The organism is Bradyrhizobium sp. BR 10289 (assembly GCF_019455385.1).
Classification (GTDB): domain Bacteria; phylum Pseudomonadota; class Alphaproteobacteria; order Rhizobiales; family Xanthobacteraceae; genus Bradyrhizobium.
Genome location: NZ_JACOFR010000005.1, coordinates 322,570 through 336,950, shown reverse-complemented (window position 1 = coordinate 336,950; position 14,381 = coordinate 322,570). Strand labels below are relative to the sequence as shown.

The 14,381-nt window shown below is 56.9% G+C and carries 11 protein-coding genes; 8 read left to right on the top strand and 3 right to left on the bottom strand.

The features are described from left to right. The first annotated feature begins 8 nt into the window (after positions 1–8). The 5 genes from HYH08_RS12655 to HYH08_RS12635 all read left to right on the top strand — a co-directional run bounded on the left by HYH08_RS12655 (position 9) and on the right by HYH08_RS12635 (position 4,919). Positions 9–1,343: an O-antigen ligase family protein gene (locus tag HYH08_RS12655; RefSeq protein ID WP_220010106.1), complete on the top strand. Its 1,335-nt coding sequence runs from the start codon at positions 9–11 to the stop codon at positions 1,341–1,343. A 236-nt stretch (positions 1,344–1,579) separates the two neighbouring features. Further along, positions 1,580–1,954, top strand: a complete 375-nt coding sequence (locus tag HYH08_RS12650) for a hypothetical protein (RefSeq protein WP_220010105.1) — start codon at positions 1,580–1,582, stop codon at positions 1,952–1,954. Between the two features lie 1,368 nt (positions 1,955–3,322). Beyond that, complete coding sequence (locus HYH08_RS12645; protein WP_220010104.1) at positions 3,323–3,559, top strand: hypothetical protein; 237 nt, start codon at positions 3,323–3,325, stop codon at positions 3,557–3,559. 506 nt (positions 3,560–4,065) lie between these two features. Further along, on the top strand, positions 4,066–4,317 hold the full coding sequence (locus tag HYH08_RS12640; protein ID WP_220010147.1) for a helix-turn-helix domain-containing protein: 252 nt from the start codon (positions 4,066–4,068) through the stop codon (positions 4,315–4,317). Positions 4,318–4,652: 335 nt separating this feature from the next. Beyond that, complete coding sequence (locus tag HYH08_RS12635) at positions 4,653–4,919, top strand: hypothetical protein (protein WP_220010103.1); 267 nt, start codon at positions 4,653–4,655, stop codon at positions 4,917–4,919. Positions 4,920–5,112: 193 nt separating this feature from the next. On the opposite strand, the gene HYH08_RS12630 is transcribed toward HYH08_RS12635, so the two are convergent. Next, positions 5,113–7,461 carry an FG-GAP repeat domain-containing protein gene (locus HYH08_RS12630; RefSeq protein WP_220010102.1) on the bottom strand — a complete coding sequence of 783 codons (2,349 nt, stop codon included), beginning with the start codon at positions 7,459–7,461 and terminating at the stop codon, positions 5,113–5,115. Between the two features lie 372 nt (positions 7,462–7,833). On the opposite strand from HYH08_RS12630, the gene HYH08_RS12625 reads away from it, so the two are divergent. Then, the gene (locus tag HYH08_RS12625; protein WP_220010101.1) at positions 7,834–8,028 is read left to right on the top strand and encodes a hypothetical protein; all 195 of its coding nucleotides are present in this window, start codon (positions 7,834–7,836) and stop codon (positions 8,026–8,028) included. Positions 8,029–8,907: 879 nt separating this feature from the next. On the opposite strand, the gene HYH08_RS37795 is transcribed toward HYH08_RS12625, so the two are convergent. Both HYH08_RS37795 and HYH08_RS12615 read right to left on the bottom strand, forming a co-directional pair. After that, positions 8,908–10,779: an FG-GAP repeat domain-containing protein gene (locus HYH08_RS37795; RefSeq protein WP_220010100.1), complete on the bottom strand. Its 1,872-nt coding sequence runs from the start codon at positions 10,777–10,779 to the stop codon at positions 8,908–8,910. A 295-nt stretch (positions 10,780–11,074) separates the two neighbouring features. Further along, positions 11,075–11,455 (bottom strand): hypothetical protein, encoded by a 381-nt coding sequence (locus HYH08_RS12615; protein WP_220010099.1) that lies wholly within the window; start codon positions 11,453–11,455, stop codon positions 11,075–11,077. 755 nt (positions 11,456–12,210) lie between these two features. Here HYH08_RS12615 and HYH08_RS12610 point away from each other — a divergent pair. Together HYH08_RS12610 and HYH08_RS12605 are read left to right on the top strand one after the other, a co-directional pair. Further along, positions 12,211–13,959 carry a type I secretion system permease/ATPase gene (locus tag HYH08_RS12610; RefSeq protein ID WP_220010098.1) on the top strand — a complete coding sequence of 583 codons (1,749 nt, stop codon included), beginning with the start codon at positions 12,211–12,213 and terminating at the stop codon, positions 13,957–13,959. Further along, positions 13,956–14,273: a hypothetical protein gene (locus HYH08_RS12605; RefSeq protein WP_220010097.1), complete on the top strand. Its 318-nt coding sequence runs from the start codon at positions 13,956–13,958 to the stop codon at positions 14,271–14,273. Before HYH08_RS12610 ends, HYH08_RS12605 begins: the two co-directional genes overlap by 4 nt. The last annotated feature ends 108 nt before the right edge of the window (positions 14,274–14,381 follow it).

Sequence of the window (14,381 nt, the reverse complement as noted above, 5' to 3'; positions counted from 1 at the left end):
TAGCTCCGGTGAGCGACACCGAAGAAATAGTGGAAAATAGCTCATTTATCGCTCGGTGGAAGGCCTGGGTGGTAGATCACCATAACGATGTGACAGAGGCTCGTCTGGCAACAACGAGCGATTTTTTTGCTGTAATTACGGTCGCATCGCTACCCTGGTCCACAACTATAACTTCGATTTTCAGCGCGCTCTGGGTTCTAAGCGTAGGCCTGCGATTGCGGCCTGAAGACCTTCGCACCACGATCCGGCGGACCAGCAGCGCCTTACCAATAGCGCTGTTCGCTCTGGCGCTAGCTGGCACACTGTGGGCTGCTGACATCTCCTGGGTCGACAGACTTCGTGGCGTGAATCCCACAGCGAAGTTTCTAATGATGCCGGCATTGATGTACTATTTCCAAAGATCTTCACGGAGGATCTGGGTCCTGGGGGCATTCCTTGCCTCCTGCAGCGCTCTGATGATCTTTTCGTGGATCACCGTGTTTGTGCCAAATCTCACTTCGACAGCCAGCTTACAGCCTGGCGTACCCGTAAAGAATTACATCGATCAAAGCCAATCTTTTGCGTTATGCGCTATCGTCCTTGCTTGGCCAATTCTGCAGTCGTTCAAATCACGAAGAATCGGCTTGGGGTTATTTCTTCTCGGCCTTTCGCTGGCGTTCCTCGCCAACCTTGCACTTGTCGTGGTAGCGAGGACGGCTCTGATCTACACCCCAATCATGATGGTGCTTTTTGGGATCTACTATTTGCCGCGCTCGATCTTCTACAGTGCCAGCGCGATCTTTATGAGCCTGATTGGAATTGCTTGGTTCGCTTCGCCCAACTTACAGAACAAGTCGCACAGCATCCTGGTCGAATATTCGAAATTTGTCACCGGCGGTGAAGTAACGTCAGTCGGATTGCGGCTTGAGTATTGGCGTAAATCTATCAGCTTCTTTGTCGGCGCTCCCGTGCTCGGGCATGGCACAGGATCGGTCCAAAGGTTGTTCGATCGCGCCGCTCAGGGGCAAACCGGAATTTCACGAGAAACAATTAGCAATCCGCACAACCAGACCCTTAATGTTGCTGTTCAGTGGGGCTGCATCGGCTGTATCATTCTTTACGCAATGTGGATCGGTCATCTTCGCCTTTTTCGGGAGCCGGACTTTTATTCATGGCTCGGCTTCATCATAGTGATCCAGAACATGGTGAGTTCGCTCTTTAACTCGCATTTGTTCGATTTCGTTCCCGGCTGGATTTACGTGATAGGAGTCAGCCTCGCAGCAGGGCAACTCCTGCGGCAAGAAGATAAGTTGTGCGAAAAACGCTTGCCGATAGGCGAGATTCTCCCGCCGCCCCGCGCTTAGTCGGGGCGTTGCGCAGGCGGTCGCCTTGGCGGCGGCTCATTCAAATTTCGAGCCCAAGGGGCCCCAGTTACGGTCGTTGTGACAAATTGGACCCCGGTCTGTTTCTCAACCTAACGGTTGATGCAAACTGAGCTGGCGCGGGGGGTCCATTGCTGGGGCGTCCGCGAAATAGCTTTGACCAATTATCAAGTGGCTTGAGTTAGCAACGCTAGCTCGGAGCGAGGGGCGAAGTAGAAGTGGGCAAGTCGAGACCATGGACCGACGAAGAAACCGAGCAGCTTCGAACGCTCGCACGCGATGGCTTGACTTTGACCCAGGTCGCCGCCGCGCTGAACCGGACAGATACCACGGTACGCAAGAAGGCCGACGAGTTCGGTATCGAAGTTCAGCGCCGGATCCCGGACCGTCGCGACGACGTTCCGAACTATCCCGAACGAGCTGCGATCATTGCCTTGAGCCACGCCGCGCCGTTGCCTGTTGGTGTAGGCAAGGGAACGCTGGCGAGCCTGCTGCGCAAAGGTTGGATAGCTGAACAGGGCGTTGACTACAAAGCTACCGCAGAGGGGGTCGCGGCAGTGAGACGAAAAATACCGACGGTTCGAGGCGGGTAGCCCGGTCCGTCTCGTTCGCCACGCAGGCTACCTGGCGAGCCCGGTCTCGAAGAGCAACAAGACCGCGGCAACAGCATAACTCATGGTGCCCAAGTAGACAATCATCACACGCCCTTACACAACTTTACAAACTAGCAACTATGACGGCGAGCGTGGTTAATATGAGATCGCTGCGCGACCCTGGAGAGGCGCGGAATCGGCCGGAGACCCATCGTAGGCGCGGCCACGCAGGGGAAATGAAGAATGACATCCGACCGGCGAACAAAGGCCTCGGGCTTCAATTTCCGAGCTTTAGCGCACAAACAAAAAACGGGCGCTGGATCGTCGCCGTGACAACCGGCGTCGGTCCCATCTCCCACGTTCGGGATTTCGCCACTGAAGAGGAAGCGCAGCATTGGATCCTGACCAAGTCGAAATACTGGCCAGCGGGCCGAGCTGACGACCACGAGGCACCATGGACGAGACCTGGCGGGTCCTCCTCGCAATCAGCATCACGGCGGTCGTCGCAGCAGGCGCCTATTTCGCATTAGCTTTCTGGCGGGGGTTTATGGATGAGAGGCTTTGCCTCCATTGAACCTTTGAGCTCCAGCGAAGACACAACAACGCCAGCGCCCGACGTTCAACGGGCGATAAGTTCTGGTCCAAAGCCGCCGGCCCGTCACCGGCGGCTTTCGTTTTTTATTGTGCCCAGCTCAGAAGCAGGCTTGAATGCCTGGGCCAAGGCCTCCGCAACCCCCCGTTTGACCCCAGCCTTGGTGAAGAAAACCCCGTCGGGGTGACCCCGACGGGGTTTCGACGCGACAGCCTTCTTGGCCTCTCGGCACCTTAAGTTCGCAGCTGAGGTTTGCCATCCTTCTGCATTAAACCAAGGTGCAAGGATCGCATGGGACGTGGACCTGCATGGACAGACAAGGCTGATACGCAGCTGCGGAAATTGGCTGTTGAAGGAAAGTCGGCAGGAGAAATTAGTAACGAGATGGGACGGAGCACATCGTCCTTTCGCAAGCGCGTTGAAAAACTCGGCATAGACCTCAAGAAAATTCAGCAGAGAAGGCGGCCGGCAGATATTCCGACTTACCAGAGCGGACGGCGATCGCATCGATTGCGAAGGGAAACGTCCTCCCTTTTGGAGTTGGCCCGGCTGCCAACTCGGCACTCGTTGCCAAAGGATGGATCGGAGAGGAGAACGCGAACGGTTCGCAGTCGCCATCCTATCGCGCAACGTCGAAGGGCCTCGAAGCCATCGTCGTAAAATCCCTGTGGAGCGATGGCATGAGCCATTGCTGAACCGTTGGCGGCAGTCGACCTAGCGCCAACCCTAACTTGGCTTGGAGCTTTTTTTTGTGTCGAGGACTTAAGGGATCAAATTTGAAGCATCTTGTTTTTACCATTGCCGCATTGCTTATGACACATCCCGGCAGCGCACAGAAGCTCGTGGACACCGACAAAGTGCCTGCCGAGTTCCGCGAGGCTGCAGAAAAGCGCCGCGCTGAACAAATCGCGCAGCGGGAGTGCGCGATGAAAGCTGAAATGCGCAATGTGCTGCCGCGCGATCGCACGGCATTTCTGCTTGAGTGCCTGCAAGAGAAATCTCAAGCCAAGTAGTTAGGCCGAACAATGGGCGATTGGCGCCACCGCGGGTATCGCTGGTGGTGGAGGAAAGCATGCTCTTGGCTCCGTTATGCCCAACGCTGCGGGGGAAGTTCGAAGGCCGGCGCCATGCCAGCCCGCGCAATCGGGCCTCAGCAAAGCCGCTGCGCATCTGGAGCCTGAGGTAATAGCTATAGGGACGGTTGATGTGGTGAGCGCGATCACGGCAGGCGAGTTCGTCAACATAGTCCGCCTTGGTGCGGGCATGAGCCTCGAACATGAGCTGGGAGCGGAGCGCGTTGGCCGCCGAGCGCGGCTCGACGTTTGCGGAAGCCTCCCGGCGGGCTGCTGACCGGGTGGGAATCAGGCGCCCGCTCCGCTGGTTGGGGAGGATGGCTGACGGCATAGCTCCGCCGCTCACCGGGAAGGTGTTCTCGCTCATTGGGGTTGCTCTCGGGCTTCTGTCTTGATACAAAATGGATCATATCGATGATCCAAAAAGTGTCAAACAGGGATCTGGGATGATTTCAATCGAGCAGATGAGAGCGGCCCGCGGCTTGTTGGGATGGTCTCAGACCGACCTCGCTGAGGCGGCCGGACGTTCTTTGCCAACGATCAAGCGCCTAGAGCGAGAGAGCGATGATGGGCCTGCTGTGTCTGAGGATGTTAAAGACGCGGTCCGTGCCGCACTGGAGAGAGCTGGCGTTGAGTTCATCCCCGAGAACGGAGGCGGCGCGGGTGTAAGATTGGCCAAACGCGCCAAGAAAAAATGAGGGTACGTCCAGCTCTGTTCGAGCAGCTCTTTGACTTCTCGTGAGAACTGATTGCGGATGTATCTGCCGCTGCCGTCCAAGCAACGAAAGAGGCCACCCACTAGAGGCGACCGTAGCCTATCCCATGTCGCTGTTCTGGGTAGGAGAGGCCAAGGCGTTCGCTGTACCAGAAGCGCCACAGGGCAAGTTCAAAGCAGCCAAAAGGTACGTTCAGACTGGCGAAGTTCGGGGGAATTATGCTTCAGAAGCGGCGAAAGGAGGCCCTCCCCGTGCTCTCGAAATGCATTGCTCTGGCCTTTGGTTGTTGTTCCCTTGTCCTCGCCGGCTGCTCATCCATGAGCGAAATCTTGGCGCCCGCCAACGCAGATCCTGCCCGATACGAGCTCTACTCTTGCGAGCAGCTTTCAAACGAGCGGAAGAGTCTTGCGGCGCAAACTGAGCAGCTCGAGCAGCTTATGGCCAAAGCGAAAACCGCGCCCGGCGGGTCTGTGATTGCGGAAGCTGCTTACGGGCCCGACTACATGAAGGTTCGGGGACAGGCCCACTTTGCCGAGAAAGCCTGGCAGCAGAACCGCTGCAAGGATTCTGTGGCTGCCAAATAGATAGGACCCTCAGCTTGGGCCGGAAAGCGTTGGCACAGGCCGAGCTCTACACGGAAAAAGCCCGCCGGCAGCTGCTGGCTGGCGACGGGATGGCGCTGATCACCCGTTGAGTTACGTTCAAGGGCCTCGGCGATCTGGCGAAATGCTACCTTGATCTGGCGAAGCTGATATGCCGCGTACTCAGCCGCGTGGGCTATGCCATGAGATGATAAGATTGAGAAACTACTCCGAAGTCAAAGCCGGTATGAACATGATTGTCCATGTTCCAGACCGTTACGTCCCCATCGGCGCTATTGCGCCAGATGATATCGGACTTACCATCAGCATTGATATCTCCAACACTTGCGATCTGAAAGTTCGTTGCGACGATACCGAGGTCGAAGCTGGTGTGGCTGGTGCCAGCCATATTCCACATCACCAAATCGCCATTTCCGGAGTTTCGCCAGAGCAGGTCGTCGGTCCCGTTCCCGTCGAAGTCTCCGGTCCCTGCTAGCTGCCAAGTCGTATCAACGCGACCAAAGTCAAAGCCGGCATGGACATGATCGGCCATGAACCATCCAACCAACTGGCCTGAATTGTCACGGAAGAGGATGTCGCTGCTACCATTGCCGTCTATGTCGGCAGTACCGACAACGGCGTATGTGTTTGAAACCACTCCGAAGTCGAAGCCGACATGGTTGCTTCCAAACATGTCCCAGCTAATGAGATTGCCGGTCGTTGTATTGCGAAAAAGGATATCGCTTGTGCCGTTGGTGTCAAAGTCGCCCGTACCGACGATCGCGAAGCTGGTGTCAACATGCCCCAAATCAATTCCAGTATACGTGCTGCCGTTCATCCGCCATACGACCAGCTCGCCTGAGTTATCCCTCCACAAGAGATCCTGACGACCATCATTATCGATGTCGCCTGTGTCTGAGATCTTCCAGCTGTTATCGACCGTTCCCAGACTGACACCGGCGTAAGTATGGTTATTCATGCTCCAACTTACGACCGCCCCAGTATCACTGCGCCAAAGCAGATCCGACGTTCCGTTGCCACCAAAGTCGTTTGAGGTCGATTTCAGGCCTATAAAATCGTCGGCATGCAGGTCGGACTTGTTCACATTTTGGAGCGTTACAGTATCGCCGCCACCAAAATCGATGGTCGCGTCCGAACCGTTCTGAGTGGTTTGTGACAAAATATTTCCGAGATGAAGATGCCGACCAAAACTAGTCAAATCGATCTTGTCGGCACTTCCCGCCCCGGCCACGAAGTCCGTCCAAACATCGGCCCCACCACCTTTGCCGTAAACAAATGTGTCGTTGCCACCACCCGCAGTCACCTTGTCAATGATTCCTTTTTCGCCAACGATAACTTCGTTTGTTGCATCGCCTGTAGTTTGCTTGATCAAGTCGTACGTCGACGATCGAATTGATGAGCTACCATCTCCATCGCTTAGCGAGCTTGTTCGTGCCAACACAACGTGACCACCGACGGTCGTCGTCAGTTCCCCGGCATAAACGTTCGACACCATAGACTGGTAATCACCGAGCCGGTGGCCCAAGGAGTCGAATGCCTGGAAAAACTCGGTACCACTCGATTGGTCAGCCCAGCCGACCGTGAAGCCCCCATTAGGAAGCGTAGTTATGGATGGCGCGATCTCAAAATAGCTGCTGCCTGCAAGGCTTCCTGGATTGACCTGGATAAAGTCGGACCGCACCGAGCCATCAGCATTGAAAACCCGAGCAGTGATCGAGGTTCCGCCGGTCGTGTTGGCTGCCCACCCGGTATCGGTGTAAGTAACGGCGAAGCCGCCGTCCGCGAGAGCCACGACATGAATATCTGAGTTTGTACCCGCGTTGTCGATCAAAACTGGGCCGCTATCCAACGTCGCGCCCAGTGCGTCAAAGCGTCTAAAATAGTTGGATACGTTGCCATTTCCGCCCGCCGTCTTCTCTGACCACGTGACGACAAAGCTGCCATCGGCGAGCGCAGTGGTGTGCGAGCTGAAGCTGTCGAGGGTGGCGGATGACGACGACACGGTGAATGTGTCGATTGCAGTTCCAGCCGAGTTGAAGATCGCTGCCTTGATATCTTCGTCGCCCCCGGAGCCAAATGTCCGCGTCCAAGTAACAACATAGCCTCCTCCCGGAAGGGCCGCGACGTTCGGCACGCCGTCCATATTTGCGCCGCCTGAAATTAGAAAATCGCTGCCCAACGGCGTGCCATCACTTGCAAACAATCGAGCGCGAATGTCACCATTCGGATCTGAACTGGTATCTACGAAAACCGCGATAGCGTTGCCGTTTGAAAGCCCCGCGACGCTTGAATGATATTGATGATTAGGTTGGGTGGAATTTACGCTGAACTCTGATGTAATCGGATTGTTTGTTGGGCTGAGTATTCGTCCCTGCACATAGTCTACATCCGGACCGTCCCATGTGACGAGGAAGTTGCCGTTTGCAAGAGCAGCGAGAGCAACCCCGGACTGATCTCCGCCAGTTATTGAGTTATCGAATATGGAACCTCCGATACTTGAATAACTATAGGTTACGGAAGTCATACGTGAGCCTCCAATCTTCTTGAAATTTGGTTTGCTTGGTCGAATTAATGCCCCTGTCGAGGACTAAATTACAAGTAGTCCATCCCTCACTTTAGTCACCCAACGGCTGCATAGGTTCAATGCTCATTTCGTGTGCACTCAGTTGAGAGACGGAGACCCGATTTTTCGGCCCTGAACTACCGATTAGACCCATGCGCCCCGGGCAAAGCCGTCGGTGCCGGATCTCGCGGATATTTTGCTTGGCGCCGGCTGTGCTTCTTCTCGGCCTGACAAAAGATGCCACCCGAATTCGCCTCAGTCGCCGTCACCCAGGCGCGCCCCGGCGCCGTCCGTTCTTCTCCATCATCTCCACGAACGAGCACGGACAACGGTGTGGCGACAATCGCGGTGTCGCAGAGCGCGATCAAGGGGGCTGGGTGGCTGGCTGGGAAAACGATCGCGATCAAGAAGGCCACCGCCTTCATAGAGGACGCGATCCCGAATGATCGCGGTGGCACGACGACGATGCCAAAAGCCGCCAAACGAAGCATCTCATGGTCGCTGGGGTCGGATAAAGCGCACGTGTGAAGGCAGCTAAGTTGCAACTGGACGCCAGCCCGTCAACTCGGGCCCAGGCGTATTTGATGGTTCTACCCGGATGATAAATCTTGAGAGCGTCTGACTCAGGATAACAACTCTTGTCTTGGTACAGGTGCGATAACAAGCCCACGATCGGCGCGCGTCCGGGGGAGTTGTAGCAATTCAGCTACAGCATTTGCCGATCGTCGTTGCTACACCTCTACTGTCTGTGGAGGCTCAAGCTGTATGTCACCTTGGCCATTTCGGAATGCGAGCGCCCTCGGAGCGATGGTCCTTTCCCAGCGCAATCGCCATCGAACCCGCGTGGAGTAATGCGGCCAAGGGCCGGGCCGAACCGCCGAAAGCGAGTGCCTATATGGAGGCCTTTTGGATCAACCAAAAGATCGACGTATTGCAGAAGGCACAAAGCGCGCCTCGTCAGGACCCCGGCCTCGATGCCATTCGCCGAGCGATAACCGCGCTTCAGCAAACCACCGAAGAAGTGCGAGGCACCCAGCAGAAGCTAAACAAGGAAGTGGCCGACCTTCAGCGTAGGATCACAGCGGAGCAAGGAGAGAGAAAACTCCTTTCCGATCAGCTGGGTTCTATAACCGGACGAGTTGATGCCCTAGCGTCGTCGAAGGCTGAGGCAAACGCGCCGGCAACACCGCAGAAGAACAGGCGAAGCAGGTAATAAGGTTACTCGGCCTAGAAGGAAGCTAAGTACGAGCCGCAAAATAGACGCCCAAGGCCACAATATTCATGGCCGATCGCAACTCAGGCTCACTCCTTTGCTTGTTGTTGTGCAAAATCCAGCGCCGGCCCGTTGCCGGACATCCATTGTCAAATTGCTCGCTGATGTCTGACAATGAGATTACGACGTCGCAACTACGCGAGTAGATGGAATGAGGAGTCCACTCTTCCGAAATCGAACCCCGTATGAGTGTGATCGTTCATGTCCCAAGTGACGACGTTTCCGGTTGCCGAATTGCGGAAAACAATGTCGCTCTTCCCATCGCCATTGTAGTCGCCAATATCGACCACCTTGAATGATGGGTCGACCACGCCAAGATCGAAACCGATGTGGCTGCCGTCCGCCTTCACATCCCAGCTGATTAGATCTCCTGTCGAAGTATTCCGCCACAGGATGTCAGCATTGCCGTCACCATTGAAATCACCAATGCCGGTAACCTGGAACGAATTGTCCACGCGTCCGAAATCAAAACCTGAATGGGTGCCATTGGGGTTTATGTTCCATACTACCACTTCGCCACTGGTGTCTCGCCACAAGATGTCAGTGGTGCCGTCGAGGTTGAAGTCCCCGGTTCCGACGACCTGCCAGGTCGTGTCCACGTGTCCGTAATCTACGCCCGAATGCGCGTGGTTGTTCATGTTCCATGAAACAAGTTCACCACTGTTGTCCCGCCATAGGATGTCACTCTTGCCATCGTTGTTAAAATCCCCCGCGCCAACGACCTGCCAGCTCGTGTCCACGTGTCCGAGATCGAAGCCCGAATACTGGTGGTCGTGCATGGACCAACTAACGAGGTCGCCACTATTGTCTCTCCAAAGTAGGTCAGCATTGCCGTCACCGTCGAAATCCCCAGTCTTTTGGAATTGCCAGCTCGAACCTGCGCCGGTCCCAAAGGCAAAACCGCTGTAAGTGTGGTCCGACATATCCCAGGACACGATCTTTCCTTGTGAGTCCTGAAAGAGGAGATCGGATTTGCCATCGCCGCCATAGTCATTGCTGGTGGCCCCGAGCGAAAAGTTTTGAAACTTCACGGTAGCCTGCGTTCCGCTGTCGGTAGCGTACGCCACGGCAAATCCGCCAGCGCTCAGAGCCGAAACTGACAAGTTGCTCACGTTGTTCGCATCGGAACTGACCAGTAGCGTCGAGCCAATATTCGCGCCGGTCGGATCGAGCAGCTGAGCTTCGATCGAGTGAGTATCTGAATTGTACCAAGCCACGACGAAGTCGCCGTTGCTCAAGGTAGTCACTTGAGGAGCGTAATCGTGGGTCTCAGATCCCGGGCTCACGATCTGCTGCGTAGACCCGTAGTTGCTTCCGTTCATATACCAGAAGTAGATTTGTCCCTGGTAAGACTCCGTGATGCCGAGATCGCCCGATCCAACGTGAGATGAACTGAAATGCAGAATATCAGTCACGTTTGTGGTGGGCGCGTACGTCTGATCATGCAGAATCGTGCCAGCCGAGTTGATGATCGTTAGGTGAGCGCCAGAGGTTGAGTCCCATCCGACTGCATAATTCCCATTGCTAAGCTGAACAATCTCTGTCCCCGGCCAACTGGAGACAACCGCATTCGATGGTGCGATCAGAAGATGATTTTGATTAGCCCCGCCCGGATCAACAACGACGCGAACTTCCCACCCCGAACCCGTCTGCTCGTAGTACGAAATTGCGGCGAGAGTCCCATCCGAAACGCTCGCGCCACTTAGTTGGTCTGTAGTGCTGGGGACCACAGTAGTGACAAAGCCAGCTCCATACGCGTACGCGGAGTTATAATAGCTGATTGAGTACGTGGTCCCGTTAAAGATGATCGACGCTTCTGCGAGATCGCCATTCGCAAGCTCTGAGTAGCTGTTCCAGATCGAATGCGACCCCGAATTGCTCCCATAAGCTTGGATCAGGTTGCCACTAAGATCATACAATCCGCCGGACGAGGCGTAGTTGGGGAGATTGCCACTCGTGAAAAGCAGATCGATGTAGCCGTTTTTCAATCCGACAATTTGCGGCACAGGGCCCGGGTTCCAGAGGGTTGTGGTAAAGGCGACGTGCTCGGACCCTAACCTCGACGGCATTCCTCAAACCCCCATGCATTTCAACTCGGTACAACTTGAGTGATGCTCCTTAAAAAGTCAACGTACGGTATGCACCTCGATGAGATCATGGGACGAACAACTAGAACAGGATAATCATGCTCCAGTCGGAGAAAGACCTCCCCGACTCTGCGACTAGGTCAAGGCAGTGTGTGCTGTAGATGAGAGAGCCGAGCGCACAGTCAGCACAGACAGGGTTAGTGTCCATCCGGCTCTAACCGTTCATTTCGGAGGGAGCAATGGAACCGCTCCTTGCCGACAATCGCGCGCCTGGAGCGTGAGAGCGACGATGGATCTGCTTCTTCAACTCCGGCGAATGCAGTTCATCTGCTTTTGCATTGAACGCGCGGGTCCAAGCGTCGATCGCCTCTTCAAGGTGATCCTCAGAGGCAATCTTGCGCCAGAACTCATGGGCTGCCTTCCATCCGGCGATCTGACAGAGTTGGATCGCCATTGACTGATATTTTTTCTCGATATCGGCCTCTAAGTCGGCCTTTTCTGCTCGAAGCCCTATTACTTCGTTCTCAAGCCGGGCGATTAACCGGTTCGCGTCGGCTTTGAATCGCTCAAAGACAAAGATTTCTCCTATATTCATCGCGATGGAAACCCTTCCTCTGCCGGCTGGATAATCGCGTATCCATGGCTTATGGCTCGCAGAGAGCGGGTTAAATTCAAGTTACGTCGCATTGACTGTTGGAGAGGCCGCCGGATGGCAATTGAGATACTTGGGGCGAAGAACTAAGACAAACCCGATAAGCTCGGGCGCGCTTGCTTGCTGGGCATGGTCGAGAATTTTGGTTGCGGGGCGGCTTTACGGCTCACTGCCAGGACCGCCGATCATTCCGGCGCACGCAGGGCTGACACGATATCCTCCCCCAAGAGCAGAAATGGTAATGAAATTGGAACGGATCCCTCCTGGGGCCCGCTCCAGGCGATCTGCAAAACGCTCAGCAGGACTGAGCAAGAACTTCGCAGGCGGGGCTACGCCATTGGGCTGCCCATGAAGTGGTTCAAGCAGCGCAGTACCACACTGAGTCGTAGCGCTTCCTAGCGTCGCTTTCGCTCGGCGCAAACGTCAATATACATCACGGCGGCGAACGTGACACCAAGAGCCAAGATGGCAACGCCGCCGGTAATTAAAAAGCCTGCTACCATAGTTGGGCCAGTATTCTTCCAAGGCATCGGAACGACAACTCACTAATATTAACTACCAGAAACGACCCGCACGACGAGGTGCTTGCCGTCGCAAAGGCCAAAAGCACTGTGAGCTAGCTCACATTCCGTCACCATCGAAAGTGTTAGCTAGAAGTGCTAGCAATTTCAATTCAAATCGATTTTTGGGGATCACGGATGGCAGCCATCCCAGGCGTCCGCCGCTCGGAGCTCGGTGACGCCTTGCGCGCCTGTCGCACGGCGTTCGTCGGCGTCGGCTTGATCAGCTGCATGATCAACCTGCTCTATCTGACCGGGTCGATCTTCATGCTGGAGGTCTACGACCGGGTGCTGCCGAGCCGCAGCGTTCCGACCCTGGTCGGCCTGATCATCCTGGCGAGCTTCCTCTACATGGCCCAGGGCGTGCTCGACATGATCCGCAACAGGATCCTGGGGCGCGTGGGCACCGCGCTGGACGAGGCGCTCAACAAGCGCGTGTTCGACACCGTCGTGCGCCTGCCGCTGCTGGTCGGCAGCCGCAATGAGGGCCTGCAGCCGCTGCGCGACCTCGACAATGTCCGTTCCTTCCTCGGCGGCATGGGCCCGAGCGCGTTCTTCGATCTGCCCTGGCTGCCGCTCTACCTCGCCATCTGCTTCGCCTTCCACGTCATGATCGGCGTCACCGCGCTGGTCGGCGCCATCATCCTGGTCGGGCTGACGTTGGTCACAGAATTCATGTCGCGCCAGCCGGCGAAGGAGGCGATGGGCCTTGCCGCCCAGCGCAACGATCTCGCCGCGGCCAGCCGCCGCAACGCCGAAGTCATGGTGTCCATGGGCATGGCCGGCCACATGAACGCGCGCTGGAGCGAGGCCAACGAAAAATACCTCGCCGGCAATCAGCGCGCGAGCGACGTCTCGGGCGGTCTCGGCGCGGTGGCAAAAGTGCTGCGCATGATGCTGCAATCGGCCGTCCTCGCCGTCGGCGCCTATCTCGTGATCAACCAGGAGGCGACCGCCGGCATCATCATCGCCGGGTCGATCCTGTCCGCCCGCGCGCTCGCGCCGGTGGATCTGGCCATCGCACATTGGAAATCCTTTGTCGCGGCCCGCCAGAGCTGGCAGCGCCTCACGCGCCTTCTGGAGCAGATGCCGGCGCAGGCCACGCCGACGCAGTTGCAGGCGCCCACCAGCCGCCTCTCGGTCGAGGGCGTCGCCATGGTGCCGCCGGGCGACCAGCGCCTGATCGTGCAGGACGTCACCTTCGCGCTTCAGGCCGGCAACGGCCTCGGCGTGATAGGGCCGAGCGGCTCGGGCAAGTCGTCGCTGATCCGTGCCCTCGTCGGCGTCTGGCATCCCGTCCGCGGCAAGGTGCGGCTCGACGGCGCGGCGCTCGATCAATGGTCGTCCGATATCCTCGGCCGCCACATCGGCTATCTGCCGCAGGACGTCGAGCTGTTTGGCGGCACCATCGCGCAGAACATCAGCCGCTTCGATCCCGAGGCGACGTCGGACGCCATCATCGCTGCGGCGAAGGAAGCCGGCGTGCACGAGATGATCATCAAGATGCGCGAGGGCTACAACACCCAGGTCGGCGAGCAGGGCACGGCGCTCTCCGCAGGGCAGGCCCAGCGCGTGGCGCTGGCGCGGGCACTGTTCGGCAATCCGTTCCTGGTGGTGCTCGACGAGCCCAATTCCAATCTCGACACCGAGGGCGACGAGGCGCTGACGCGCGCCATCCGTTCCGCCCGCGAGCGCGGCGCCATCGTCATCGTGGTGGCGCACCGTCCGATCGGCGTCGAGGCGGTCGACCAGATCCTGGTGCTGCGCGACGGCCGCATGCAGGCCTTCGGTCCGAAGGAGCAGGTCCTCTCCCAGGTGCTGCAGCCGCGCGCGACCCCGCCGGCACCGATCAAGGTCGTCAGTGAAGGCGGAGTGGCAAAGTCATGAGCACGATGGCCATTGGCGGCCCGAAGCGTGCCTCGAAGGAGACCGTTCGGGATTCGATCAAGTTTCACGCGATTGCAACCTGTGATCTTCTCGTCGGCCTTCACCGCCAGGACTGCCTAGTTGTTCGATTGCGGAGCTCTCTTGCCATGCGCCTTGCACTTCTTTGCACGCTATGTGGTGTATTTTTCTCTTTTATTCGCATCCGGCCGCTTGCCTTGATTTCAAAGATCCTTTGGGAATCCTCCGAGCCCCACCGCCAGCCGCCTATGGCGATACCCGATCCTCCAGTATTGGTTCCCCACAAGTCGACTTAGTGTACGTCCTGATCTAAACCCGCGTATTCGAAGGAAGCAATGGATCCGATTGATGGTCGAATTGCCGTTGAGTTGGATGGGAAGAGCACCACGCTCGACGACGCCTGC